The organism is Brevibacillus reuszeri (assembly GCF_001187725.1).
Classification (GTDB): domain Bacteria; phylum Bacillota; class Bacilli; order Brevibacillales; family Brevibacillaceae; genus Brevibacillus; species Brevibacillus reuszeri.
The window spans coordinates 145,584-171,139 of record NZ_LGIQ01000011.1 but is presented as its reverse complement, the minus strand read 5'-3'; the positions used below and the strand labels follow the sequence as shown (position 1 = coordinate 171,139).

General features: G+C 49.4%; 22 protein-coding genes. 15 read left to right on the top strand and 7 right to left on the bottom strand.

Annotation, left to right across the window (positions count from 1 at the left end):
• Positions 1 to 327: 327 nt before the first annotated feature.
• Complete coding sequence (locus tag ADS79_RS25560; RefSeq protein WP_049741287.1) at positions 328 to 888, top strand: GNAT family N-acetyltransferase; 561 nt, start codon at positions 328 to 330, stop codon at positions 886 to 888.
• Positions 889 to 1,165: 277 nt separating this feature from the next.
• Positions 1,166 to 2,476 (top strand): hemolysin family protein, encoded by a 1,311-nt coding sequence (locus tag ADS79_RS25555; RefSeq protein WP_049741286.1) that lies wholly within the window; start codon positions 1,166 to 1,168, stop codon positions 2,474 to 2,476.
• A gap of 100 nt (positions 2,477 to 2,576) precedes the next feature.
• On the opposite strand, the gene ADS79_RS25550 is transcribed toward ADS79_RS25555, so the two are convergent.
• Positions 2,577 to 3,455 (bottom strand): proline iminopeptidase-family hydrolase, encoded by an 879-nt coding sequence (locus ADS79_RS25550; protein WP_049741285.1) that lies wholly within the window; start codon positions 3,453 to 3,455, stop codon positions 2,577 to 2,579.
• Between the two features lie 291 nt (positions 3,456 to 3,746).
• Here ADS79_RS25550 and ADS79_RS25545 point away from each other — a divergent pair, with 291 nt between their 5' ends.
• From ADS79_RS25545 to ADS79_RS25495, 11 genes are all read left to right on the top strand, one after another.
• Positions 3,747 to 4,661, top strand: a complete 915-nt coding sequence (locus ADS79_RS25545) for a hypothetical protein (RefSeq protein WP_236700104.1) — start codon at positions 3,747 to 3,749, stop codon at positions 4,659 to 4,661.
• 61 nt (positions 4,662 to 4,722) lie between these two features.
• Positions 4,723 to 6,195 (top strand): sensor histidine kinase, encoded by a 1,473-nt coding sequence (locus ADS79_RS25540; protein WP_049741284.1) that lies wholly within the window; start codon positions 4,723 to 4,725, stop codon positions 6,193 to 6,195.
• Positions 6,192 to 6,887: a response regulator transcription factor gene (locus tag ADS79_RS25535; protein ID WP_049741283.1), complete on the top strand. Its 696-nt coding sequence runs from the start codon at positions 6,192 to 6,194 to the stop codon at positions 6,885 to 6,887. The genes ADS79_RS25540 and ADS79_RS25535 overlap by 4 nt, the downstream gene beginning before the upstream one ends.
• Before the next feature lie 41 nt (positions 6,888 to 6,928).
• The gene (locus ADS79_RS25530; protein WP_049741282.1) at positions 6,929 to 7,429 is read left to right on the top strand and encodes a hypothetical protein; all 501 of its coding nucleotides are present in this window, start codon (positions 6,929 to 6,931) and stop codon (positions 7,427 to 7,429) included.
• 163 nt (positions 7,430 to 7,592) lie between these two features.
• Positions 7,593 to 8,588, top strand: a complete 996-nt coding sequence (locus tag ADS79_RS25525) for a beta-ketoacyl-ACP synthase III (RefSeq protein ID WP_049741281.1) — start codon at positions 7,593 to 7,595, stop codon at positions 8,586 to 8,588.
• Complete coding sequence (locus ADS79_RS25520; RefSeq protein WP_049741280.1) at positions 8,578 to 9,798, top strand: ATP-grasp domain-containing protein; 1,221 nt, start codon at positions 8,578 to 8,580, stop codon at positions 9,796 to 9,798. Before ADS79_RS25525 ends, ADS79_RS25520 begins: the two co-directional genes overlap by 11 nt.
• Positions 9,795 to 10,796 (top strand): NAD-dependent epimerase/dehydratase family protein, encoded by a 1,002-nt coding sequence (locus tag ADS79_RS25515; protein WP_049741279.1) that lies wholly within the window; start codon positions 9,795 to 9,797, stop codon positions 10,794 to 10,796. Before ADS79_RS25520 ends, ADS79_RS25515 begins: the two co-directional genes overlap by 4 nt.
• Positions 10,786 to 11,637 carry an MBL fold metallo-hydrolase gene (locus ADS79_RS25510; RefSeq protein ID WP_049741278.1) on the top strand — a complete coding sequence of 284 codons (852 nt, stop codon included), beginning with the start codon at positions 10,786 to 10,788 and terminating at the stop codon, positions 11,635 to 11,637. The genes ADS79_RS25515 and ADS79_RS25510 overlap by 11 nt, the downstream gene beginning before the upstream one ends.
• The gene (locus tag ADS79_RS25505) at positions 11,625 to 12,968 is read left to right on the top strand and encodes a F390 synthetase-related protein (protein WP_049741277.1); all 1,344 of its coding nucleotides are present in this window, start codon (positions 11,625 to 11,627) and stop codon (positions 12,966 to 12,968) included. The genes ADS79_RS25510 and ADS79_RS25505 overlap by 13 nt, the downstream gene beginning before the upstream one ends.
• Positions 12,937 to 14,097, top strand: coding sequence for a GNAT family N-acetyltransferase (locus ADS79_RS25500; RefSeq protein WP_049741276.1), 1,161 nt, complete (start codon positions 12,937 to 12,939; stop codon positions 14,095 to 14,097). Before ADS79_RS25505 ends, ADS79_RS25500 begins: the two co-directional genes overlap by 32 nt.
• Positions 14,098 to 14,183: 86 nt before the next feature.
• On the top strand, positions 14,184 to 15,071 hold the full coding sequence (locus ADS79_RS25495; RefSeq protein ID WP_049741275.1) for a DMT family transporter: 888 nt from the start codon (positions 14,184 to 14,186) through the stop codon (positions 15,069 to 15,071).
• Between the two features lie 19 nt (positions 15,072 to 15,090).
• Here the strand turns inward: ADS79_RS25495 and ADS79_RS25490 are convergent, their stop codons facing one another.
• Entirely contained in the window at positions 15,091 to 15,798 is a 708-nt protein-coding gene (locus ADS79_RS25490) for an ArsR/SmtB family transcription factor (RefSeq protein WP_049741274.1), read from the bottom strand.
• A gap of 220 nt (positions 15,799 to 16,018) precedes the next feature.
• Between ADS79_RS25490 and ADS79_RS25485 the strand changes: the two genes are divergently transcribed.
• Positions 16,019 to 16,438, top strand: a complete 420-nt coding sequence (locus tag ADS79_RS25485; protein WP_049741273.1) for a hypothetical protein — start codon at positions 16,019 to 16,021, stop codon at positions 16,436 to 16,438.
• Between the two features lie 13 nt (positions 16,439 to 16,451).
• Complete coding sequence (locus ADS79_RS25480) at positions 16,452 to 21,425, top strand: DUF4132 domain-containing protein (protein ID WP_049741272.1); 4,974 nt, start codon at positions 16,452 to 16,454, stop codon at positions 21,423 to 21,425.
• Between the two features lie 127 nt (positions 21,426 to 21,552).
• On the opposite strand, the gene ADS79_RS25475 is transcribed toward ADS79_RS25480, so the two are convergent.
• From ADS79_RS25475 to ADS79_RS25455, 5 genes are all read right to left on the bottom strand, one after another.
• Positions 21,553 to 21,825 (bottom strand): HU family DNA-binding protein, encoded by a 273-nt coding sequence (locus ADS79_RS25475; RefSeq protein ID WP_049741271.1) that lies wholly within the window; start codon positions 21,823 to 21,825, stop codon positions 21,553 to 21,555.
• A gap of 61 nt (positions 21,826 to 21,886) precedes the next feature.
• Entirely contained in the window at positions 21,887 to 23,146 is a 1,260-nt protein-coding gene (locus ADS79_RS25470; RefSeq protein WP_049741270.1) for an NAD(P)/FAD-dependent oxidoreductase, read from the bottom strand.
• Complete coding sequence (locus tag ADS79_RS25465) at positions 23,143 to 23,484, bottom strand: (2Fe-2S)-binding protein (protein ID WP_049741269.1); 342 nt, start codon at positions 23,482 to 23,484, stop codon at positions 23,143 to 23,145. The genes ADS79_RS25470 and ADS79_RS25465 overlap by 4 nt, the downstream gene beginning before the upstream one ends.
• Entirely contained in the window at positions 23,481 to 23,753 is a 273-nt protein-coding gene (locus ADS79_RS25460; protein ID WP_049741268.1) for a (2Fe-2S)-binding protein, read from the bottom strand. Before ADS79_RS25460 ends, ADS79_RS25465 begins: the two co-directional genes overlap by 4 nt.
• Before the next feature lie 95 nt (positions 23,754 to 23,848).
• The gene (locus ADS79_RS25455; protein ID WP_049741267.1) at positions 23,849 to 25,453 is read right to left on the bottom strand and encodes a sigma-54 interaction domain-containing protein; all 1,605 of its coding nucleotides are present in this window, start codon (positions 25,451 to 25,453) and stop codon (positions 23,849 to 23,851) included.
• Between the last annotated feature and the right edge of the window lie 103 nt (positions 25,454 to 25,556).

The window sequence follows — 25,556 nt, the reverse complement described above, 5'->3', positions numbered from 1 at the left end:
TAGAATAACAGAGATTCACCGGTGAAAGAAACCCTTAAATTTTGGTAGGAATAATATGAATATCTCATGTTTACTTGAGAGGGGTGGAGATTCACCTAAGACCAGTGGTGATTAATCATTTTGAAAAGGTGGGGTGTACATGGGATGGGTTATAATTGTTGTTATTGCATATTTGCCAATCATATATAGAATACATAAGCGTCTAAATGATTTAGAAAACGAGGTCAAAAGATTAAAGAGTGAACATATTCACCACAGCTAGCGAGCGGCATGTCATACCATTCCGAAAATAACCATACAGAATGTTGAAAAAATGGAGGAAAGAAGATGAGCCTTAGATTGGAAACAGATCGATTAGTGATGCGACAATTCGAACAATCTGATGCCAAAATGGTTCATGGATTAGCAGGAAGCGAGGAAGTAGCACGCACAACTCTTTCGATTCCTCATCCTTATCCCGATGGAGCGGCAGAAAAATGGATTGAATCCACTCATTATGCTGCCGAACAGGGAGAGAGCTATACGTTCGCTATTGTCAAAAAAGAGGCAGAAGAACTAGTGGGATGCATGAGCTTAATCGTTTCAAAAAGCCATAATCGTGCTGAACTTGGTTATTGGTTTGGTCATCCTTTTTGGGGACAGGGATTTGCAACAGAAGCTGCCTGGAGAATCGTTGCATTTGGATTTGAAGAGCTGGGATTAAATCGTATCTACGCAATGGCAATGACAAAAAATGCAGCTTCTTATCAGGTTATGAGAAAAATCGGGATGCAACACGAGGGTACCCTATCCCAGCATGTACTGAAATGGGGAAGCTTTGAAGATATAGAGCTCTATGGAATGACCAGAGCCGATTATGAAAAAGACCAACAAGCAAACACAAAATGAATAGCCGATTGAAAAAGTGGCAGTTTGGAGCGGTGTAATCCGTGTTGCCAAGCTGTCGTTTTTTTACGTATAAGCATGAAAAGGCAAGTACAGGAGAGCCAAGAAAGAGCAGGCAAGATAGCAAGCATAGGACTGAGTGACCTGAGGTGGTAAAACAGTCGGAAATAGCGTAATGCTGACGAAAACAGATATAAGCAAACGTTGATATAATTTGCGCAAGTTTCGTACAATATACACATAAGACGCAAAATGAAGAGGGGATAGGATATTGTTAACCATGAATTTGTTGCTGATTGCTTTTCTGATCGTCGCCACAGCTTTTTTTGTGGCAACTGAATTTGCAATTGTCAAACTTCGGCCGAGTCGCGTCGACCAGATGGTGATGGAAGGAAGAAAAAACGCTCTGGCTGTGCAGAAAGTAATCAGCAACTTGGATGGCTATTTGTCCGCATGTCAATTGGGGATCACCTTGACCGCGATTGGCCTCGGGGTTTTGGGCAAGCCTACGATTGAATCGATTCTGACCCCTGTGCTTCAACCATTTTTGCCCGAACAGATCGTCGCTATCCTGTCATTTCTGATTGCCTACTCTCTCGTAACCTTTTTGCATGTGGTTGTGGGCGAGCTGGCTCCTAAAACAGTAGCCATTCAAAAAGCGGAAGGCGTAAGCCTGCTTTGTGCAAAACCAATCATTTGGTTTTATCAAGTGATGTACCCCGCGATCTGGTTGCTTAATGGCTCCGCAGCACTGCTTGTTCGCTCCTTTGGAATGAAGCCAACGAAGGAGCATGAGGAAAGCCACTCGGAAGAAGAGCTGCGCATCATCCTGGCGGAAAGCTATGAGAGCGGGAAAATCAATAAAGCGGAATATGGATATGTAAGCAATATTTTTGCCTTTGATGAGCTGCTCGCACGCGAGATTATGGTGCCACGAACCGATATGGTTTGCTTGCATCAGGAACATTCACTGGAGCAAAACTTACGGATTATTAAGGAGGAGCAGTATACACGCTTTCCCATCGTTTCCCAAAATAAAGATCATATTGTCGGGATGATCAACACCAAAGAGTTCTTTTTGAAATACGCCGACGATCCGAATCTGGACCTGTCCAAGCTCATTCGCCCGTTTCTGACGGTTTCAGAAGCCACGCCTGTCAAGAATCTGCTGAAGAAAATGCAAAAGCAGGGAACGCATATTGCAATCCTTCTGGATGAGTACGGAGGTACCTCGGGGATGGTCACCATTGAAGATATTCTGGAGGAAATCGTAGGGGAGATCCGCGATGAATTTGATGCCGATGAAAAAGCGGAGATCGAGATCATGGAAGAAAACAGCCATGTGATTGTGGACGGAAAGGTGCTGCTTTCAGAAGTCAATCATTTGCTAGGTGCAAGTATCGATGAAGAACAGCTGGACACGATCGGGGGATGGCTGTACAGTCAAAATCCAACGCTCAGGGAAGGGATTGGGTGGCGTCATGAAAGTCTCGTGTTCACGATCCGCAAGAAGGATAAGCATCGCATACGCAAAATAGAAATTCAAAAAATTGAGCAACGGCCCAAGCAGGAGCTGTTGCAAGTAAACTAAAGCATTTGAAAAAGACGTGCCCGGGTTTTACAGAGGAAGCTCTGTCGAACCCGGGCACATTTTATAAAATGCATCACTTCAGCATCTGAAGCAAGCTGCCTTACTTATCGTCGGTGCTTTGCAGGAAGTCGCGAATTACCTTTACATACTCATCCGTCTCTTCCAAATAACCGAGATGGGAGCTGTTTTCAAAAATATGCAGCTTGGCACCTGGCACCAGTGATTGGTAATAGGCGGTCGACCCAGGAGCTGCTTCGTCGTAGCGTCCGCAAACAAAGAGCGAAGGAATCTGAATCTCATGCAGCTGTGGTGTGTAATCAAAGGTTTTCAGATTGCCAGTCGGGCAAAACTCCGAAGGTCCCCACATCGTCATGTAAACCTCTTTGTTTGCCTTTGCCCGGCTTGCAGCCATGATTGCTGGCAATGGATCGAGGCGGCACACATGCCGGCTGTAGTATTCCTTCATGGCGTCCTGATACTCTTTGGAATCGGTGGTGCCTTGCTCTTCGTGGTGGGCAATCGTTTGCTGAACAGTCTCAGGCAATTTTGCGATCAGCTCATCAGCGTCTTTTTTCCATAGATGGGCACTGAGACAAGGGCTGGAGAAGATGACACTCTGGACACCAGCAGGCTTGTTATCGATTAGATAAGCTGCGGCGAGCATTGTCCCCCACGAATGCCCGAGAATGTGCACATTATCTAGGTCGAGAGCTTTTCTCACAGAGGCCAATTCCTCAACAAAGCGCTCCGTTTTCCACAAGGAAGCATCAGTCGGTCGCTCCGAATTCCCCGAACCGAGCTGATCGTAAAAAATAACAGGTCTGTCGTCTCCGAGTACATGGAGCGCTTCCTTTAGCGGATCATGTGTATTGCCAGGTCCCCCGTGCAGCACGATAAGCGGCGTCTTCTCACCATTACCGACACGACTGTACCAAACTTTTCCTCCCGGAACCTCTATGTACCCTTCCGTATGCTTCATGCCCATCGCCTCCACTTCGTAATTTTTACATTAAAAAATTTTTGATTCCTTACACTATACCATTTCTGGCAAATTTCTGTGTGTTTAGCCTGATGATCTCGATCCTTTAGGAACTGTCTTTTTAATTTTACGCTCTCTAAAAAGCTCGAGTGATTCCAATCGCTCGCTGCGCCCCTCTCCGATTTTACACTTTTTTTAGAATTGGTTTAGAGCGCGTTTAGACCTTCCCTCTACCATCGGTTATAGAGAAAGTGAAAGCAGTCACTTTCCAACTATCAGGAGGGATGAAAAATGTTGCGAAAAAAATGGCTCGCTGTTGCACTTGCAGTTGGACTGAGTGGCGCTTTGGTTTGGGGCATCGGAGTATCCGCAAGTGCTGAAAACAGAGGACTTGATGTCTATAAATCAGCGTTGGGTCAAACGAAGGAAGCGCAGAGCTTGACCGCTCATACAAAAGTAGAGCTGACAGATAACGGAACGAAGCTGCTCACAGTCGAAGGCATTGCCAAGGTCAATCACGATGGGAATGCGGCTAGCGTGGATGCCACCTACACAGATGCGGCTGGAACAGGCAGCTTTCAAGCCTTTCATGAACAGGATCAGGTTATTTTTAAGAAAGGGGATAGTGACGTTTATCGCGTCATGGAGACAACTGCTTGGGGACACAAATCTGACAAGCGCACAGAGGACGGACCTCCAGCCTTTGTGAAGCAGCTATTTCCAGCGCTGCTTGGGGATATGAATAAATGGACGACAGTCGAGGAGCTGCCGGATGGCGGCAAGCAGGTTACGCTTGAACTGTCTGAGCAGGAGATGCCGGCTTTTGTTAAAGCAATCGCACCGACTGTCTACTCAAAAATCGTAGAACGCAGCGAGGAGAAGGAGAAGTCTTCTACGGAAAAGGGCATGGCGGTAAAACTCCCGAATCTGCAAAAGGATGTTCAGGTAGATGACATAACCCTTCATGCTACAATCAATAAAAATAATTTGATTGAAGAGCAGACTGCTGAAATACACGTATCTGGTGTAGACGCCTCAGGTAAAGAGCACAAGCTTCTCCTTTCTCTGGATGTTCGCTTGACTGATCTTAGTGCCACGACACCTGATCATATCGATCTTACAGGCAAGCAGGTAGAAAAGATTTCGCGTGAGGATATGCGAGGCGGATGGGGCAAAAAAGGCTGGGGAGACCATGTCTCTCAATAGGACTGCTAGGCTCCCTGTAGTATAATAACACCATCCATTGACAGCGACGGGAGGATTACCCATGTCGATTAAAACAAGGCTCTTGCTATCCTATATCGCCATGATTGTAGTTCCCGTCGTCTGCTTCGGGTTGGTGGCGGCATGGCTAGCACCTTCTTTTTGGGGAGATCAATTTCCTTCTGGAAAAGAATCACGAAAGCCTGTCTTCCGGGAATCGCTGACCAAGCGAGAGGAGCTGTTCGCGGGCATTACCTTCATCGCCGGTTATGATGCAGACCGACTTTTGAAACCTGACATTTTGAATGAAACAGATGAGAAGCTCCGTTCGCTCGGGGGCGCATTGATCGTGGCGAAAAACGGTAGCGTGCTGTTTGCTTCCCCTGCGATTGAGAGCGCTGACGTATCTGCTTATATGAAGGCAGCAGTGGAGGAGCGTGGCAGGAATGGATGGCAGCAGCTAAATAAAGAGGGCTACTCCGTTGAGAGCCACGACTTTACTTTTGGAGATAGAAGCAAGGGGACAGTGTATTTCCTGTCTGATTCTCGTTCGATGTTTATAACCGGTATGTACTTCTTTGCAACGATGATGCTGACTCTGCTTGTCATCGTGGCACTGACCAATGGAGTGTTGACCTTCCTGGTCTCAAGAAGCATCATCAAACCGCTGTACGCCCTTAAAAAAGCGGCCAATGAAATCAAGGAAGGCAATCTGGATCGTCCCGTTTTGCTAAAACGAACCGATGAACTGGGTGAGTTGGGAGCAGCCTTTGAAGAAATGCGTGTCAGATTGTATGAATCGATCCGCTTGCAGCTCCAATATGAGGACAACCGCAAGGAGCTGATTTCCAGCATCTCGCATGATCTAAAGACGCCGATTACGGGAATCAAGGCGTGCGTAGAGGCGATGCAGGACGGAATTACAGATACCCAAGCGAAAAGGGAAAAGTATGTAAACATGATCGCAATCAAAACAGAGCAAATGGATCGATTGATCGATGAGCTGTTCTTATTCTCGCGTCTGGACTTAAACAAGCTGCCCTTTCAATTGGAGCTGGTCGAGATGACGAAATACCTTGCCTCCATAATCGACGAACTGCGTCTTGATCCGCGGATGGAGGGAGTGGAGCTGGTGCTGTCCAATCATGCAGGCATAGAACTGCAGGTCATGGCAGACAGGGAAAAACTTCACAGAGTACTGATGAATATTGTGGACAATAGTCTCAAGTACATGGATAAAGACGAGAAATGGATACGGATGGAAGTTCAAGCAGGGGAAAGGGCAGCGACGATATCACTGGAAGACAACGGCACAGGCATCAACCAGGAAGCGCTGCCAAACATTTTTGATCGCTTTTACCGCGCTGATCCGTCACGGAATACGACCATGGGAGGCGGAGGCTTGGGACTTGCGATTGCCAAGCAAATGATTGAGGGTCAGGGTGGCACAATCTGGGCACAGAGCGAGCGAGGGCACGGTACGCGCATCAGCTTTACCCTGCCTTATCAAGAGAGCTCCGGAGGTGATTCGCGATGAAGCGCATCCTGATCATTGAAGACGATGCAGTCATTGCCGAGGTCCAAAAAGACTATCTGGAAGCAAGCGGCTACGTCGTCGATGTCGCTTTTTCCGGAGATACTGGCTTGCAAATGGCGATGCAGGAGGAATACGATCTGCTCATTTTAGACCTGATGCTGCCAAAGGTCGATGGCTTTGAAATATGCAAGCAAGTGCGCAGTGCCAAAAACATTCCGATTTTGCTGGTCTCTGCCAAAAAAGAGGACGTGGACAAAATACGCGGGCTGGGGCTCGGCGCTGACGATCACATCAGCAAGCCGTTCAGCCTGGGAGAGTTGGTAGCGAGAGTCAAAGCTCATTTGGCTCGCTACGACCGACTTGTCGGAGACAGCCAGCAGCGAATGCCAAAGGATGAAATCCGTATTCGCGGGATTCGAATTGATAAGCTGGCGAGAAAAGTGCAGATCAACGGAGAAGAAGTGGTGTTCACTTCCAAAGAGTACGATCTGCTGCTGTTTTTGACTACTCATCCGAATTGGGTGTTTAGCAAGACGGAGCTGTTTGAGAAGATTTGGGGGCTGGACTCTCTCGGGGATATCGCGACAGTGACCGTTCATATCAGCAAGCTGAGAGAGAAAATAGAGAAGGACCCATCCAAGCCGCAGTATATTGAAACGGTCTGGGGTGTCGGGTACCGGTTTGTGCTCTAGCAATTCGCTATGAATTACTGAATAGATGAGGTGAAATCATCATGGGCAAGCTCAGCTTGAATCAGAAAAAATGGCTCGTGCTCGCTCATTTGCTCTTTTCTTCGATTATGTTGGGTGGCGCCGTTATTTTTCTCGTACTGAGTATTGTTGCAGCAACAACGACAGATGCGGGAATCATCGCTGCCTCCTATCGCGTCATGCATGTGCTTTCGACGACGAGCGTACGCGCCTCTACGATCGGGACGATTGTAACCGGAGTGCTGCTCTCTCTCTGGACGCATTGGGGGCTGTTTCGCTATTATTGGCTCATTGCCAAAGAAGTCCTCACCGTATTTGCGATTGCGCTGGGACCGATCGGGATGTACGTTTGGACATTGCCGGCAAGCAGCGCAGTCATGTCTGATGGACTGGGAGCTATGCAAAATCCGGCTATCCTCGTAAACAGTGTGCAGCTATGGACGGGAATCATTTTACAGGTGTTGTCGCTTGCGGCCATCTTTTTGTTGTCCATTTTTAAACCGTGGGGGAAACGAAAAAGCTAAACAAACGTCATACTGATAACGAAAGACTATCTTTTGCCAAATGTGCAGGAGGTAGTTTTTTTCGTACCTATTCCCTATCCCCACACAAGGGCATTTCTAGGTACAATGAGTGGCAGAAACTGAATAATGTGGGAGAAACACACTGCAAAAGGAGAAGCAACTCATGGAGAGAAAAATAAAGGTATTGGGAACGGGGAAATACCTGCCGAAACGGCAAGTAACCGCGGATGAGCTGGATGAAAGGCTCGGTGTTCCAGCAGGCTGGGTGGAGAAGAAATCAGGGGTGAGCAAGAGACATTATGTAACGGATGAAACAGCCGCACAGATGGGGGCACGAGCTGCCCTAAAAGCACTTGAAGCAGCTGGCTTGTCGTTGCATGACATCGATTGCCTGGTATGTGCGAGCGGTACAGCCCAACAGGAAATCCCTTGTACGGCGGCTTTGATTCAGGAAGAGCTGAAGCTGACTCGCTCGGGCATTCCGTGCTTTGATATCAATTCTACATGTCTGAGCTTCGTGACCGCGCTGGATGTGATGTCCTGCTCCATGGCAATGGGGATTTATGAGCGCGTTTTGATCGTTTCTACTGAAATCTCTTCTGTCGGACTGAACTGGGAGCAAAAAGAGAGCTGCATCCTCTTTGGGGATGGGGCGGCAGCTGTCGTTATTGGCAGGACGCCAGATACCGAGACAGCTCGCATTATCGGCTCATCGATGAAAACATACAGTGAAGGGGCGCATTATTCGGAGATCAGGGGAGGCGGAACACAGCTCCACCCGAGCCAATACGCCCAGGGAAGAGAAGCAGACTTTACATTTGACATGGATGGACGAAAAATATTTCGGCTTACCTCACAGCGAATTACAGGCTTCGTCGAGCAGCTGCTGGCAGCGGCGTTTGTGAAAAAGGAACAGCTCAAGGCAGTTATTCCTCATCAAGCAAGCGGAATGGCGCTGCGCATCATGGCAGGCAAGCTGGGCTTTTCCGATCAGCAAATGGTCAACATCCTTGCGAATTACGGAAACATGATCGCAGCGTCGATTCCGCTGACTCTGCATGAAGCCATTCAGCAAGGGCGCATACAAAGAGGAGATCGCGTGCTGCTCCTCGGAACATCCGCGGGCCTGTCGCTTGGAGGAGTCGTCCTTGAATACTAGCAAGACGATTTTGCTTACGGGAGGAAGAGCACCGGCTACACTGGAGCTGGCGCGACTGTTTGGCGCTGCGGGACATCGGGTCCTCGTGGCAGAAAGCGCACAGCTTCACCTGTGCGGTCGTTCTCGTTTTGTCGACAGAGCGTATCAGGTTCCTTCTCCGCGCGAACAGTCAGCGGACTATATTTCAGCCCTGTGCAGGATTATGGAGACAGAGCGAGTGCAGCTGCTCATTCCAACCTGTGAGGAGATTTTTTATGTCGCCCAAGGCAGAGATCGTTTGCAAGCCTATGGAGAGGTTCTGACCGAGGGGATTAATGTTTTGCGGTCGCTGCATGATAAATGGTTGTTTGGAAAGCTAGCGCAAGATGCAGGGGCTCATGTTCCGCATACCGTCTTGTGCCGATCACAGGAAGAAATGCGAGAGGCGTTGCAGGGAGCGAGTGGACCAGTGGTTCTCAAGCCAGTCTACTCCCGCTTTGCCGCTCATGTGCGAATCGTTGCCGATCCCGTTGCAGCAATGAAGAAGCGATTACCTGAGCCTAGCGCAGATCAGCCATGGCTCGTCCAAGCTTTCATCGAGGGGCGTCAGCTATGTAGCTATGCGGTTGTCCACCAGGGACGACTGTCGCTTTACGCAGATTATGAAACGTCGTATACAGCAGGACAAGGCGCATCGATCTATTTTGCCTATGCCAACCATCCAGAGGTTAAACATTTCGTCAGCAGGTTTGTGGAGCAGCATGGTTTTAGCGGACAGATCGCCTTTGACCTGATCGAAAGCAAGCAGGGAGAGCTGTTTGTCATCGAATGCAATCCACGGCTGACGAGCGGGATTCATCTGTTCAAAGGCCAGAGTGGTGTGACAAATGCCTTTTTTCACAGTAGCAAGGAGCCGATCGTCCCGCAGGAAAAGAAGTCACCAGCCATGCTAGGAATGGCGATGCTGACCTATGGCCTTGCAGGTATCCGGAGTGGGAGCCAATTGAAGCGTTGGGGGAAAGACTTTTTTGCTGCTCGTGACGCCTTGCTTACAAGCGATGATCCGTGGCCGTTTGTCGCCCAGTTTGGGATGCTGGCGGATTTGGCCAAGCAGAGCATCCGTACAGGGATGAGCATGATCGAATGCAGCACGCAAGATATCGAATGGAATGGGGAGTCGTCGCCGAAAGCAGAAAAAGCCGCCCCCGAAAAAGGAAGTGAGAGTACATGAGCAAACGAGTACTGGTTACGGGGGGAACAGGCTTCCTCGGAAAAAAGCTGGCGCTGCGGCTGCTTGCGCAAGGACATGAAGTAACAGCCTTGGGACGTGACCAGCGTATCGGGGGCGAATTGCAGCAAATAGGAATTCATTTTGTCCAGATGGATGTCAGGGATAAAGACGCGATGGTCGAGGCATGCCGGAATCAGGAGGTCGTGCACCATGTGGCCGCATTTTCTTCCCCGTGGGGGACGTTTCGTGATATGTACGCAACCAATGTCAGCGGAACGAGCAATCTCATCGAGGGCTGCATGAAATACGGTATCGAACGGTTGATTCACGTATCGACTCCGAGTATTTATTTTGCTTTTCAAGACAGAATGGGTATTCGGGAAAATGAACCCTTGCCCAAGCATTTTGCCAATACATATGCGCATACAAAATATTTGGCGGAGCAGGAAGTGGAGCAGGCATTTCGTGTCGGGCTGCCAACGATTACGATTCGCCCGCGTGCTCTGTTTGGTCCTGGAGACCACACCATCCTGCCCCGGCTGATTCGTGCGAATGAGAAAAAATTCGTGCCGCTGATTGCTGGCGGCCGTGCGGTTATGGATTTGACCTACATTGAAAATATTGTGGACGCCCTGCTGCTTTGCATGGATTCCCCCAAAAACACCCTTGGTCAAGCCTACAATATTACGAATGGCGAGCCTGTGACGCTTATTGACGTATTGACAGAGGTTTTCAAACGGTTGGAAATGCCGCTGCGAGCAAAGGAGCTGCCTTACTGGCAAGCGTACTCCGCGGCCTGGATACTGGAGAGTGTCTCGCGTACGCTGCTGAATTATCGCGAGCCGGTTCTGACCCGCTATTCGGTCGGTGTACTCGCAAAGTCGCAGACGCTCGATATTACAAAAGCGCGTGAAGCCTTGGGCTATTCGCCGCGAGTCAGCATCGCTGAAGGGATCGAGGCTTTTACAGATTGGTGGAGACAGCAAAATGAACGTTAAACTGACGCTTTTGGACACTGGATACTGCAGGCAGCTGGAGCTATTTTCACGAAAGGGAGGCCGGCTGAAAAACGTTCCGTTTCATGCTATTGCCGGGCTTATCGAGCATCCTGTTCACGGCCGTTTTCTTTTTGATACCGGCTATTCTACGCGCTTTTTTGAAGCGACACGCGCTTTTCCGTACTCGGTTTATGGCAAGCTCACACCTGTCGTGACAGAGGAGGGGCAAAGCGTACGTGCTCAGCTCGAGGCACAAAGAATAGCTCCTGATTCGATAAAAGGCATCCTGATTTCGCATTTTCATGCCGATCATATTGGCGGCTTGCGTGATTTTCCACAGGCACAGCTGTATTGCTTTGAGCAGGCTTATGCGCACATCAGAGGAAAGACGGGGATTGCGGCGCTGCGCGAAGGTTATTTGCCTGACCTGATGCCAGATGATTTCGAAGAGCGCGTAACCTTTGTAGATCGCACATCGCCTGCGCCATTGCCCAAAGCATACCACCCTTACATAGAAGCCTACGATCTGTTTGGGGATCAAAGCCTGCGGCTCGTTGATCTGAATGGACATGCACGAGGGCAGTTCGGCGTGCTTTTGCGCGACGAGGTTCATGGCGAGGTATTCCTCTGCGCAGATGCTGCATGGTCGAGTGTGGCTTACCGGGAGCACTTGCTGCCGCATCCTTTTGCCAGACTGATCATGACGGATCAAAAAGCGTATCGCGAGAATTTACACAAGCTGCATCAGCTCTCCCGTAATCAGTCCGATTTGCGAATCCTGCCGACTCATTGCGAAGAGGTGTGGCAGGCGTGCAAAGGAGAATTTTCATGGAGATCGTAACCTTGCTGCGGCAATTCATCCGGACAAAATGGCTCGCCAGACGATTTGCCAATCGCAAGCAGCTGGAGCGCTGGCAGGAAGCGCAGGTGCAGGCGATGCTGCGTCGCATTTTGCCAGACTCTCCATTTTATCGCGAGAGAATGAATGGGCTTGCTCTGGGAGACTGGCGCAGTATGGAGCCGATTGATAAAAAGCTGATGATGGCGCATTTCGATCAGCTGAATACACGCGGAATAGGAAAAGAAGAAGCATTTCAGGTTGCGCTTCAAGCGGAGCTATCGCGGGATTTTGCTCCACAGCTCGACGGAATCACTGTAGGCTTGTCATCGGGTACATCTGGCAATCGCGGGTTGTTTTTGGTCAGCCCACAGGAGCAGGCGAAATGGGCGGGAACAATCATCGCAAAAGCATTGCCGGGACCGCTGTGGGCAGAGCATCGAATCGCCTTTTTTCTGCGGGCAAACAGCAATCTGTATACAGCAGTAAACCAAAGGCGCATCCGCTTCTCTTTTTTTGACCTGCAAAAATCGCTGCCGGAGCATCTGAGTAGTCTGAATGAGTATCAGCCTACGGTGCTTGTTGCCCCAGCATCCATGCTCAGGCTTTTGGCAACAGCCCAAAGAAAGGGCGAGCTGCGGATCAATCCTGGAAAAATCATTTCGGTAGCCGAAGTATTGGACCCGCTAGATGAGACGTATATACGAGAGACGTTTGGACAGCTCATTCATCAGATTTATCAATGCACAGAAGGCTTGCTGGCAGTTACATGCGCCCATGGCACTCTGCATGTAAACGAAGATTTGATCGTGATGGAAAAAGAGTATCTGGATGAGCATAAGGAGCGGTTTTTCCCGATTCTGACCGATTTTTCCCGGGTTACCCAGCCGATCATTCGCTATCGGCTGAATGATATTTTGACGGAGAAGCGCACGCCTTGTCCTTGTGGTTCTGTCTTTACCTCATTGGAAAAAATCGAGGGAAGAGCGGATGATCTCTTTTGGTTTCATGGGGAAAAAAAGAGCCTCGTATCTATTTTTCCCGATTTCATCCGTAGAGCGGTCATCTCTGCATCCGATGCCATTGAGGAATACACCGTGCGCCAGCACAGTCTGCACGAGCTGGAGGTATCGCTTCGACTCAAGGCAGGACAGGAAGCGCACGCCCAGGAAAAGGTACGAAAAAGCCTCATGGCAGTCATCCGGGAGCAGCAGGGACAATTGCCAACAATCACCTTTTCGCCATACGAGCTACAGCTGGGCACCAAAAAATTAAGACGGGTTGAGAGGATGTTTACTCCAGATGAACAGCAGGAAGACGATCGCCGTCCATGATGCTGCGACAATCCATCATATTCAGTGGGAGAGAATGCAGGAGGGTGATTACGCGCGTAGCTATATCTTGCCGCTGATGACTGAAGAGCCGAGCCGCTATGTCCAGAATGTCCAGACGCAATTGCTGGCGCTGACCATCGATGATCGGATTATGCCGCTGACCGTGAATGAGGCAGAGTATGACAACTCCTATGTTTGCTCTCCCTATACGCACTATGTGAGCTACGCCAAGGAAGAGCTGGACATGCTCGATTCAGCACTTTGGAAAGGCTTGTTCACGCCGCTATTATCAACGCTTGGAGGGTGGATGAGAGTAAGTCAGAGCAATCGGATGGCCATCGTAAACAACTGGCTTTTGTCAACTAATTTGTATCATGAGATGACAGCAGAGGATGCAGAGTGGATTACCGAGCATTGTGTGGAGCGATTTCCCCGCCATATCGTTGCGTTTCGCTCCGTTTGCCGCAAGCTATGTCCCGATTTCTACGATGGCTTGCAGAGGGCGGGCTACATTCTGATTCCCAGCCGATATGTGTATTTGTTTCATCCGGATTGGCCAGCCCAAGGTAAGTGGCGTGTCCGCAATACGCTGGGGAGAGACCGGCAATTGCTTGAGCGCTCAGACTATCGCATCCTGTCACACGAGGAGCTGGGGGAAGAACATGCGGAGCGAATCGTTGGGTTGTACAATGCGTTGTACCTCGATAAATATTCGCAGCATAACCCGCAGTTTACGTCGGAGTTCATCCGACTGGCGATGCAAAAAAAGACGCTGACCCTCATCGGACTGGAGAAGGATGGACGCCTAGACGGGATACTCGGTTATTATCAGCGAAATGGTGTCATGACGACACCGCTATTTGGCTATGATACGTCTCTGCCCAAAAAGACAGGGCTATATCGAATGCTGTCCAGTCTTTTAGTGCGGGAGGCAGAGCGTCAAGGAATCCTGCTTCATCAAAGTGCGGGAGTAGGTGCCTTCAAGGCAGACAGAGGAGCAGTAGGCGAGCCGGAATATACGGCTGTCTATGTTCAGCATTTGCCTGTGCATCGGCGGGCGATTTGGCAGGTCATGGCTTTTCTTCTTCAGCGGATCGGGATCAGGATGGTGGAAAAGTACAAATTGTAGCAGTTTCCCATACTTCGGTTATCGTCGAACTATCTCTCATGTACACTACCTGTATCATCTAGATACTGAAATGGGGGAGATACAACATGAATCCGATTTTATTCGGAATTCTGGTCGTCATTACGACCTCGCTGATGGGTTCGTCCTTTGCTGTCGGGAAAATGGGACTGACCTACTTTTCGCCGCTGCTGTTGGTAGGGCTGCGTTTTACACTCGCAGGTTTGTTGATGGCCATCTGGGTATGGAAAAAGCCGCTGCCAAAATCGCTTCAGGATTGGGGCAGAGTAGGTCTGATCGGGTTTTTGCAGACAGCAGCAGTGATGGGCTGTATCTTTTTGAGCCTGCGCACGATTACAGCGGGAGAGTCATCCATATTGACCTTTATGAATCCGCTCTTGGTCGTCATCTGGGGGACGCTGTTCTTGGGCATAACCTATCGATTTGCCCAATGGGCGGGCGTGCTGATTGGACTTTTCGGCGTATTTATTACGCTCGGCTTCCATCTGCAATGGGAGTCAGGGACGCTTTTCGGCATCGGATCTGCGGTTTCGTGGTCGATTGCCACGGTTTTAATCAAAAAGTGGGGAGTACGCTTCAATGTGTGGGTGATGACGGCATATCAGATGCTGTTTGGCGGCATCCTCTTGCTCCTGATGGGCGTGACCTTGGAAACACCGAAGCTGATCATTACATCTACATCAATCATCATCGTACTATGGCTTGCCATCATGGCGTCAATCGTGCAGTTCGCTACCTGGTTCTTTTTGCTAAATCAAGGCGATCCAGGCAGGACGAGTGCCTTTTTGTTCCTGGCTCCGTTTTTCGGGGTACTGTCTGGCTGGGTACTTCTGGGTGAGGTTGTCAAATGGCATGTGTACGTGGGCGGGCTGCTGATCTTTGTGGGAATTTTCCTCGTCAACTGGACGTTTGCCCCGAGTAGGGGACTACAGCAGTCAAAAGGAGAGAGTGCATAAAACAACGGGAAGTGACTCTTTATAAGAGCTGCTTCCCGTCTTCTATTTGCAGGCCGAATTCGGTGAAAAGTCCGGCTGCGCCGTCTGATGTGATGCGAACCGCCCTACCGCCCGGCAGACGCTCGATCCATCCCAGCTCAAACAACCGTTTCGTCAGGGATGCTCCGAGACTTCCCGCAAGATGGTGACGCCTTTCGCTCCAGTCCAGACATTGTCTTGCAAAGCGTCGTTTGCTTTTGGGCTTGCCCTCAATCTCTACGCCGAGTGCCAGCAGCTTTTGCTTGCCTGCTTCGTTCAGGACATAATCCTGTCCGGATGTCTCAATCAGCTGCTGCTCAATCATTTTTTGAGTTAACGCAACGCCGATTTCCCCCGCCAGATGGTCGTAACATGTTCTGGCAAATCGCATCGCCCGCAATTGATCGGACTCCCGTAAAGAGCGAACAGGCTTTGGTGTCGCAATCGTGAGCAGAGCTTCCAGCGCATGCGCTACTTCTGCACTAGCCAGTCGGTAATAGCGGTGCCGTCCATGAGATTCGCTGATGAGCAGGCCACCCTCTACGAGCTTTGCCAGATGCGTACTGGCTGTTTGCGGAGTCACACGGGCTGAGCGGGCCAATTCACTGGCAGGTAGAGCTTTTCCGCCTAATAGACTGACCAGAATCGAGACGCGAGATGGTTCTCCGATCAAAGAGGCGATCTCCACGATATTTGGACTGGTGTTCATCCGATTTTGCCCCCTTTGTTCTCACTCTTCTTTCCTCATTATATACCACAGAGGAAAAGTCATAGTAGGTCTATCGTTCTGCCAGAGCTCATACATAAATAGGTACATAAAACGAAACATGATGGAAATGACTCTACCAATTTGGAAAAACAAGGCATGGTTTAGTAGAATAGGTTCAGGTAGCTGAAACTCTGGTGGATGAAAGGAAGAGGTTAAAAAGATGCGGATCGCTGTAACCGTCAAAAGCATCGGCAAACGCAAGAATGCTCTTAGCCGCATTCCTGTTGAGCTGAAACAAACTCCGAAGACATTGCGGGAATTACTGGAAGCTCTGGTAGAGTGGAATATTCGCGGTTTAGTGGATAAACAGCAAACGATTTCACTCGTACCGTATTTAACCGAAGGAGATGTACAGGAGCAGGCGGAGAACGGAAAGGTCGGCTTCGGTGCCGTATACAACGAAAATTTGCCAGATTGTCAGAAAGCAATCGATACAGCGATTCAGGCTTTTGAAGACGGGTTGTATCGCGTTTTTATAGCAGACGACGAAGCAGAAGAGCTTGAGGCGCCACTCTCGTTGCAAGAAGAGGATGAGGTAGTGCTGATTCGCTTTACGATGCTGGCTGGAAGCTTATGGTGAGAGGAGCATTCAGATGAAAAACGAGGAGCAGAAACAACAATATGAGACTATGCTTGAACAAAAAGTAGAGGGAATGGCAAACGAACTCCAACCTCTTGCCCGCCTTTTGATCGGGCTAAGTGAAACGGGATATCTCGAGACAGAGGCTTTGGAGAAGTGCAAGGACTATTTGCAGGAAGCAGCAAACGATGAAGAGAGCCGCCTGTTCGATCCGCTTGTACAGGTGCTGGAGCAAGTAATAGGCAACGAGCAGACAGAGGTGCTACGCTACATCATCAAGCACGCGGCAGAATACCCATATGCACAAGGGTACTATCGCCGCCCGTACCGCACGACTGGGGCTGCCGCACATTTGGAGCGAATCATCCAAAAAACCGTCACCCTCCTGCTGATGGACAGAGAGCAATTCCAACTGATGGACTATTTAAGCAATGCAGACTATCCGCAATCGAGGAACTACCATGTCAGAGGTGGTATCGGGGACCTCATCGGGTATGAGCTGGACCGGGGCAATCAAGAGGTACGGGAAGCACTTACGCAAATCATTTATGGCGACAATCAGACAGCCTTGCTGTCGCACGAGATGATCAAGGGCATCTTTTTGAGTCATCAGGAGGATATGTATCAGATGATAGGAGAGCTGCTTAAAGCAGCGAGACTGCAAGAAGGACTGCGCCAAAGCATCGTCGAGCGGATGGACGAAGGAACACTTGCGGCAACCTTGTGCATTCTAAGGCTCATCATCGATGAAGGCTACATCCGATACAGCTCGGTAGTCCGTGCATTGGGTGTCTGGACAGGTATGAATCTGGAAGCAGCCAATCAACGTGTGGCTGGACAGCTGATCGAGCAGGCGTATCGTGCACTGACAGAGCCTGAGGTGCGGAAGCAATGGCAGGACAGCAGTAATGCCAATGAGATCTTTATCGCACTGTGGGCGACTGCAGTGTACGAGGAAAGAGATTTGTACGAGAGCATCGAACGTTTGATGAAACAAGGTCAGCGTCACCAGAAAATCGTTGCCCAGTACGTACTTATCAACAGCCAAAACCGCGAGCTGCGGATGCGTCTGGCTAGAGAGCAGCTTGATGTGACCGATCCGGAGCTGCAATATTGGGTGCTGACCAATTACTGCTACAGCTATTATACGATCTGGGGTAGGCCTGGAGCGGCAGTGGATGAGCCGACGATTCGGTTCGACCGTATGGAAGCGCTGGAGGACAAGAACGCACGTATCCAAGACTTCCAAAAGCTGCTCGCGATGTTTGACAATATGGCCAAAGAGTACTCTTCACCATCAAAAGCGCTCGATTTTGTCCATGTCCAGTACACATCTGATTTGCCTGTCCAAAAGATGCTTTATTTGACAGCCTACGATATGGACACAGACTTCATTGAACAGCTGATCTCCCGCAAGGATAGACTGAGCCCTGACCAACGCGGTGCTTTATTGTCCCACTTTATGACTGACCAAGCCAATCCGGTGCTACGCGCATTTATTCTGGAGAGCTTGACGGATAAAAGTATGAAAAACCGTGAGCATGCACTAGAGCAATTAAAAGGAACCGTACTCGCAGATGATGAGCTTGGCCAATTGGAGGATTTGTTGAAGCTAAAAACCGGCTCGCTGCGTCAGAGTACGATTGGGGTTTTGCTCAAGCAGCCGGAGGAGCAGGTCACCACTTCGCTGACACGCTTGCTGCAGGCAGGAAACGAGCTGCAGCGACTTGGCGGCTTAGAGGTGCTGGCTGAAATCAGTAAGGACGATGAGCGGTCAGAGCAAATGGATCGCCTGCGTTCGCTGACAGAATTAATCGCAGAGCCGACTGCAAAAGAACAGACCATGCTGGACAGCCTGGGGCAAAAAAGCGGAGCCAGTAAAACAGAGGGCTTCGGTTTGTTTGATCCAAAGGTAACCGAGTCATGGCTGTTGGAGAAAAAGGACGTCGGAACATTTACGCTACAAGAAGACGTGTTCACGCTTCCTTTTGAAAAAGCGAAAAAATTTCTGCAGGGCTTGGATGAGCTGGTCCATAAGCATCGCGATGTGGAATACGTTTCCGAGTACTATTCTGGCTATAAGGATACGCTTTTGGTCGGTACGAATTTGCGCGAGTTGAAAAATGATTACAACGTATCAGAAGAGGAAGAAGCAGTCCCCTATCTGGAGCGTTATCCGTTGCATGAAGAATGGCGCGCCTACCTGGAGCAGAACCAGCTTACCGCTCACGAGCTGATGCAGCTGTATTTCTTCACGGTGCTTAGATCGTTTGATCATACCCTGGATCACTTTTACGGCGCCTTCTCCGATGAGATGGATTACGCGGAATTGAGAAAGAACAAGCTTTTGGAAGGCCCGCGCAAAGCGTACATTGAAAAGGTATATCCGCTTCAGCGAATGCTTGAGATTCAAGAGGTGTTCAAGGAGCTTACTTACAGTAATCAGACCTATCTATTAGTTCGCGCCTTTTATTTGGACAGTGAGAAAAAAGAGACGTTTGAGCTCGCGGTTTTGGCAATAAACAAACTCATTCAGGACACGGAAGACTGGGAAGGAACGAACAAAAAGGGGCTGTTTGAGGTGGTAGCACGCCCTTGGCTGAATATGGCCCGCTTGCGTTTCTACGATGACCAGTCCTTTAAGGAGTATTATCACACGGCATTTGCATTTGATCAGCTGGTCGATCATCCACACGGAAGCTCATCCTATCAGCTCGATGACAGACTGCGTGCTTTCGAATCCGGGATTATCGGGGAAGCCGAGCTGTATAAAGCACTTCTCGGTAGCGGTGACAGCCGCAGCTATATGTGGAGCCTGACTTCTGGACAATACGGTACACTGCAGGAGCGTCCGAAGCTGCTCGCGATTCGCAATACAGCAGTGGATCGCATCGTCAGCATCGAATTGACACGAGGCGATCTGCCTACAGAGGTGACGCCGTTTGTGACCAGACTGCAGCGCATCGAGGGAATGGAGTACTGGGTACGCCTTTTGGCGGGGCTTGACCGGGATGCATTTGTACGCGGGTATATATACGGCTACAATGACAATCTGACGAAAAAGGAAGCCTTCAGTCATCTTCTGAAAAATTGCCATCCACGTGCAGGGGAAGACGCTGCTATGCTGGGCAAGCTACTCAAGGAACAGAAAGGCATTACGGAGAAGCGTTTGCTAGAGGCAGCGATGTACGCACCACAATGGATTGACATCGTTGCGGAGCTCTTGGGCTGGGAAGGCCTACGCAGTGCCGCATGGTATTTCCATGCACATATCAACGAGAGCTTCTCGGCGGAAAAAGAGACGGTCGTTGCGCACTACTCTCCGATCACACCGCAGGATTTCAATGATGGAGCGTTTGACATTCGCTGGTTCCAGGAGGCGTATCAGACACTTGGTGAGAAACGCTTCAAGCTACTGTATGAGTGTGCCAAATACATTTCTGCAGGAGCCAACCATCGTCGTTCACAGCTGTTTGCCGATGCGACTCTCGGTAAGCTGGAGCTGGAAAAAATGCAGTCGTCGGTCGCAGAAAAAAGAAACAAGGATCATTTGCTCAGCTACAGCTTGATTCCACTTAGCGTAGAGCGGGAGCAGGATTTGCGTGAGCGCTATGATTTTATCCAGCAGTTTCTTCTGCAAAGCAAGAAATTCGGGGCTCAGCGCAGGGCGAGTGAAAGTGTTGCTTCACTTATAGCCTTGGACAATCTGGCGCGCAATGCCGGATACCGAGATGTTACGCGACTGAAATGGGATATGGAAGCGCGTAAGGTGGATGAGATGCGAGCCTACTTTGAGCCGAATAATCTGGACGAAGAGACGACCGTGCAGCTGGTTGTTGACGCCGAGGGGCAAGCGGAGATTTATGTAAGCCGCAAGGGCAAGGAGCTTAAGTCCGTTCCAGCGAAGCACAAGAAGGATGAGTATATCCTTGCATTAAAAGAAATGAAGTCGGAGCTTACCGAGCAGTACCGCAGGGCACGTAACGAGCTGGAGCGCTCCATGACGTCAGGCAATTCCTTTACCGGCAAGGAATTGGCAGGCTTGGACGGCAATCCTGTCATTCGTCCGATGCTCCGTTCTCTGGTCTTCAAGTTTGGGGATCATCTTGGATACTATGAGGGAGAAATCGAATCGCTCCGTGACCCATCTGGAAAGCTTGTCGGTTTAACAGATGTAGACGAGGTGCAGATTGCCCATCCGGTGCATTTTTACAAGAGCGGACTGTGGAGTACGTTCCAGCGCGATCTTTTCGACAGGCAGCTTCGCCAGCCGTTCAAGCAGGTGTTCCGAGAATTGTACGTACCAAACGCTGACGAGCTGGCACATGTGACGCATTCTCGTCGCTATGCAGGCTATCAGGTACAGCCGAAAAAGACAGTTGCTCTCCTTCGAGGCCGCCAGTGGACAGTCAGCTATGAGGAAGGCTTGCAAAAAGTGTTTTATGCAGAAAATCTGATTGCGAGTCTGTATGCCATGGCCGATTGGTTCTCTCCGTCTGATACGGAAGCTCCTACTCTTGAGGTCATTTCGTTCAAGGATCGTACGACCTACCAAAGTGTAGGACTTGATCAAGTGCCACCGGTCTTGTTCTCCGAGGTGATGAGAGACGTAGATCTTGTCGTGAGCGTTGCTCATGTCGGAGGGGTAGACCCAGAAGCGAGCTTGACGACAATCGAAATGCGCCATGCGATCGTTCAGGAATCGCTTCGTTTGTTGAAGCTGAAAAATGTTAGACTAGACGGAAATTATGCGCGTGTGGATGGAAGCCTTGGAGAGTTTGCCGTGCATTTGGGAAGCGGTATGGTTTACAAACAGGCAACAGGTGCGCTGCATATTATTCCGGTTCATTCGCAGCATCGTGGACGTATTTTCCTGCCGTTCCTCGATGAAGATCCGAAAACAGCAGAGATTTTGTCCAAAATCGTCATGCTGGCGGAGGATACAAAAATTAAAGACCCACAAATTTTGATGCAGCTGCAAAGCTAGAGTAGCTGGATAAACGAATCCCCTCTACGTCTGGAAATCTCATTCCTATGGCGATAGAGGGGATCTTCGAGCGAAAGTCTATAATAAAAACGCCACGTTAAAAAACGAGGCGTTTTTTATGTAGAGATTATTTTACAGCATCCTTCAACTCTTTACCTGGTTTAAAGGCAGGTACTTTGCTCGCAGCGATTTCAATATCTTCGCCTGTTTGAGGATTTCTCCCTTTACGAGCAGCGCGCTCCCGCACTTCAAAATTTCCAAATCCGATGAGCGATACCTTGTCTCCTGCTTTCAATGTCTCAGCAATTGCACTGAGGACAGCATCCACTGCTGATGTAGCATCCTTCTTCGTGAGCTCCGCTTGTTCAGCTACTTTGGCAACTAGGTCAGTCTTATTCATAAAAACACCCCTTCCTTGATACTTTCCTATTGTACTTGGAAATTGAAGAGTTGAAAAGTGGTCAGAGAACATTTGTTTCTAAAATGTTCGATGAAGGTCTTTTCGCTTCTTCTCTGAAACGGGAAAGGTGCTGTTCGTACATGCGATGGAGAGACTGTCGGCCTTGTTTGATATCTGTCTGAAATTGAATGCTCGCATTTTGACGAACGATCTCTACCTGTTCAATCGCTGCACAGAGAAGGCTTTTATCCTGGAGCTTGTCGAGATCGTCGGCAATGGAGAGACCTGCAACAGTTCCTTGGGCTATCGCTACTTTTGCGCTTTCGATGCCAGTAATGTTGCCAGCTACATATAAGCCCGCGAGCGAGGTTTGCATACGTTCGTTGTGTAGCGGTACATGACCACCCAGTTGCGGCAAAAAAACAAATGGACAGCCAGCAACCGCAGCTAGTTCAACGAGTGGATATAGCCCGCCGGCAATACAAACGAAGTCAGCTGGTACGACTGTTTCGGTGCCTGGGATCGGCTCGCCTGTCGGGGTTACTTTGACTAGTTTGACACCTTCCACCTGTTTGTCGCCAATGATCTCCAAAGCGACTGTCTTGAGCTGGATGGGGACACCCCACATGCTTATGCCACTGCTCGGAAAGAAGCGCAGCGCCAGTTTTTGCAAAGCTTCTGATTTCAAGCATTTGCTGCCCAAGCGGATTATGGCAGAGGGGGCGAGGTGGGCAACACGCAGAATGGATTGCATGACCTTCAGAGGATTGCCTGTCTCTTTGTTTACCACATTGCGGGCTGGCAACACCATTCGTTCGACTTGAATGCCCGCAAGCTGCAGTTCGCGAGTAATCGCTACTGATAAGACGTTTACGCCTACGACCACACCTCGTGCCCCGACTCTGACACGCTGAACATTTGTCATCACTTGTGCCGCTCCAATTGACATGACCCCAGGTAGTGTCCATCCGGGTATGGGTACCGCCGTCTCGGCAGCTCCGGTTGCGAGGAGCAGCTTGGCCACTTCGATGCTGAAATGGGATGTATCAACTCGCCAGCCCTGATTTGTTTTTTTCACGTCGTAAACAGATACCCCACATTCCATTTCTACATCCAATCTTCGAGCCTGTTCATGCAAGCATTTTGCTTCTTCTAGTCCGTTCCACCAGGTACCGTTTGGTTCTTCATGGAGTTGTCCAAGCAATCGCCCACCCGGACGAGTAAACTCATCGACAATTTTTACCTTGAGGCCATGATGGGCGCAGGCAATCCCTGCTGAGAGACCGGCCGGTCCAGCCCCGACGATTAAAACATCGATCATCTCTGGACTGCTCCTTTCTGCAAAGGAGTAGGCAACTGTATCCCAGAAGTAATCTTCATGCCTGATTCGACCAGCGTGAGGCAGGCCCTTTTTCCTTGCACACCGTTTACCGTGACACGGCATTCATAACAATGGCCAATGTTGCAGTAAATGCCACGTGGAGCTCCTGTTTCTTCTTGAACGCGTAGTGTCCGCACACCGTTAGCCAGCAATGCGGAAGCGACCGTTTCCGATTCGTAAGCGGTGAATTCCCTTTCATCAAAGAAAAACGAGATGCTGCTGCGTTCTTTCAGCGAGCCAAGAACAGGATGGTGCTCAATTCTTCCGTACGTCGTCATTTGGTACCTCCGAGCAAATCAAAGGATACGGGACGAACAGGAGGCTGATAACCGAGAGGGGGCGCATTTCCAGGGACTGTGCTGCTTATCTCGGAAGCAATTGCATCAATGAGTTGACGGCAAGTGCGGCCGCCGCAGTAGCCCATTCCCGCTCTGGTTCTCAGCTTGAGCTCTCGGGAAGAACATTGATAGGTACTTACTGTCACTTGGAGCGTATGTAATGTTACTTCTTCACAGCGACAGATGATGACGTTTCTTTTGTTCAGCACGATTTTCCTCCTGTCATAGTGGCAATTGTTTATGGATCTTTCCACTACCCAAAATGGAAAAGCAAAAATCATGCCGAAAAAAGCGGTGGGCTATTTCACTTGATCGGTATACGCAATTTATTCATTTTGTTGTACAGGGTCTTGCGTGAGATGCCTAGTCTTTTAGCTGCCGCTTGTTTGTTGCCTTTTTCAAGTGCCAACGCTTGCTGGATGATTTTTCGATCAAGCTGATCCTGTTCTTCTCGCAGCGAATGCTCGACTACCTCCAAAACAGGTGGAGATTTCCTTGTTTTAACTGGCTGTGAGAATGGCAGGAGTTCTTCATTGATCATGCCGTCTGTGGAAAAAACAACCAGACGCTCCATCATATTTCGAAGCTCGCGAATATTGCCAGGCCAATGGTAATCGAGCAGATGATCCATAAGGATAGGTGAAATAGCGTAAATCGGGCGGTGATACCGAAGGGAAAATTCGTCCAAAAAGAATTGGGCGAGTTCAATAATATCCTCCCTTCGTTCCCGCAGTGGAGGTACGAGCAGACTGAAAACATTTAAACGGTAATACAAGTCCTCGCGAAACTTTCCTTCTGCAATCATTGCTTCCAGGTCCCGGTTGGTTGCTGCGATGACACAGAAGTCGACTTCGATTTTTTTGGTTCCACCCAGAGGGTAATAAGCCTTTTCCTGCAGGACGCGCAGCAGTTTCACCTGCATGTCGAGCGGCATTTCACCTATTTCATCTAGGAATAACGTACCGCCACGGGCTAGTTCAACCATCCCTTTTTTTCCTTTTTGATCAGCTCCGGAAAAAGCACCTTTTTCATATCCGAACAATTCACTTTCGAATAAGGTAGGGGCAATCGCACCACAGTTGATTTCAACAAACGGTGCGTCCCGCGCCTCTCTGATGTTGTGGACAGAGTGGGCAAACAGCTCTTTTCCTACGCCATTTTCCCCTAAGATAAGCACGGATGTTTTCGTCGTGGCCAACATCGTGATCATGTTTTTTAAGCGCTTGATCGCTTTGCTCTTTCCTTTGATTTGCTGGAACGGGTCTGTAGAAGGGCTTAGCTTGGCCATTTTTTGCTCGAGATGAAGTACCTTTTGCGTCGCATCATGCAACTCCTGATGTAAGCGGACCTGGCTGGTAATATCGGCTTCCGCGGCGACTGAGCCAACAATTTTTCCATTGAGCATAACTGGCTTGGTGTTAATCAAAACAATCAGATCTTCACGCGGTTGATGATGCTGGCGGTAGACTGCTTCACCAGTCTGAAGAGTTTTTAACATAGCCAACATATCGACAGTGAAAAAATCAGTGATTGGTTTGTCCAACATATCGGAAGCAGGAATCGAAAAGAGTTGCTCTGCCATCTCCGACCACACGACTACATTTGCCTGCTCATCGATTACGGAAACGGATAAGTCTAAGGTTTCAATCAGCGTTTTGAAATAGGCATCGAGATACTGAAACGCCTGGTACATGGCCTGTAGGACTTGGGCTTGTTGCAGCGAGCCGACGGGTTCCAAGGTAGCATCGGTGACCACAATCTGCTCGCACTCTAGAAATAAGGGAATGACTTCTGATAAGGGGGTATCGATGGAGATATACGAGTGGTTTTCTCTTCGCTGACTGCTTTGTAGATCTTTACCAGAAGCTTTTTGGAGGAGCTGTTCCAGAGTTGGGAGCTGATGCTTCAAAAAAAACCCTCCTTATCAGTGTGTAAACGATTACACAATGTTACCTGGATTATACACTTTCATCGTTTAATTGTGTAAAAATTCACACACTCTCTCCAGGTAG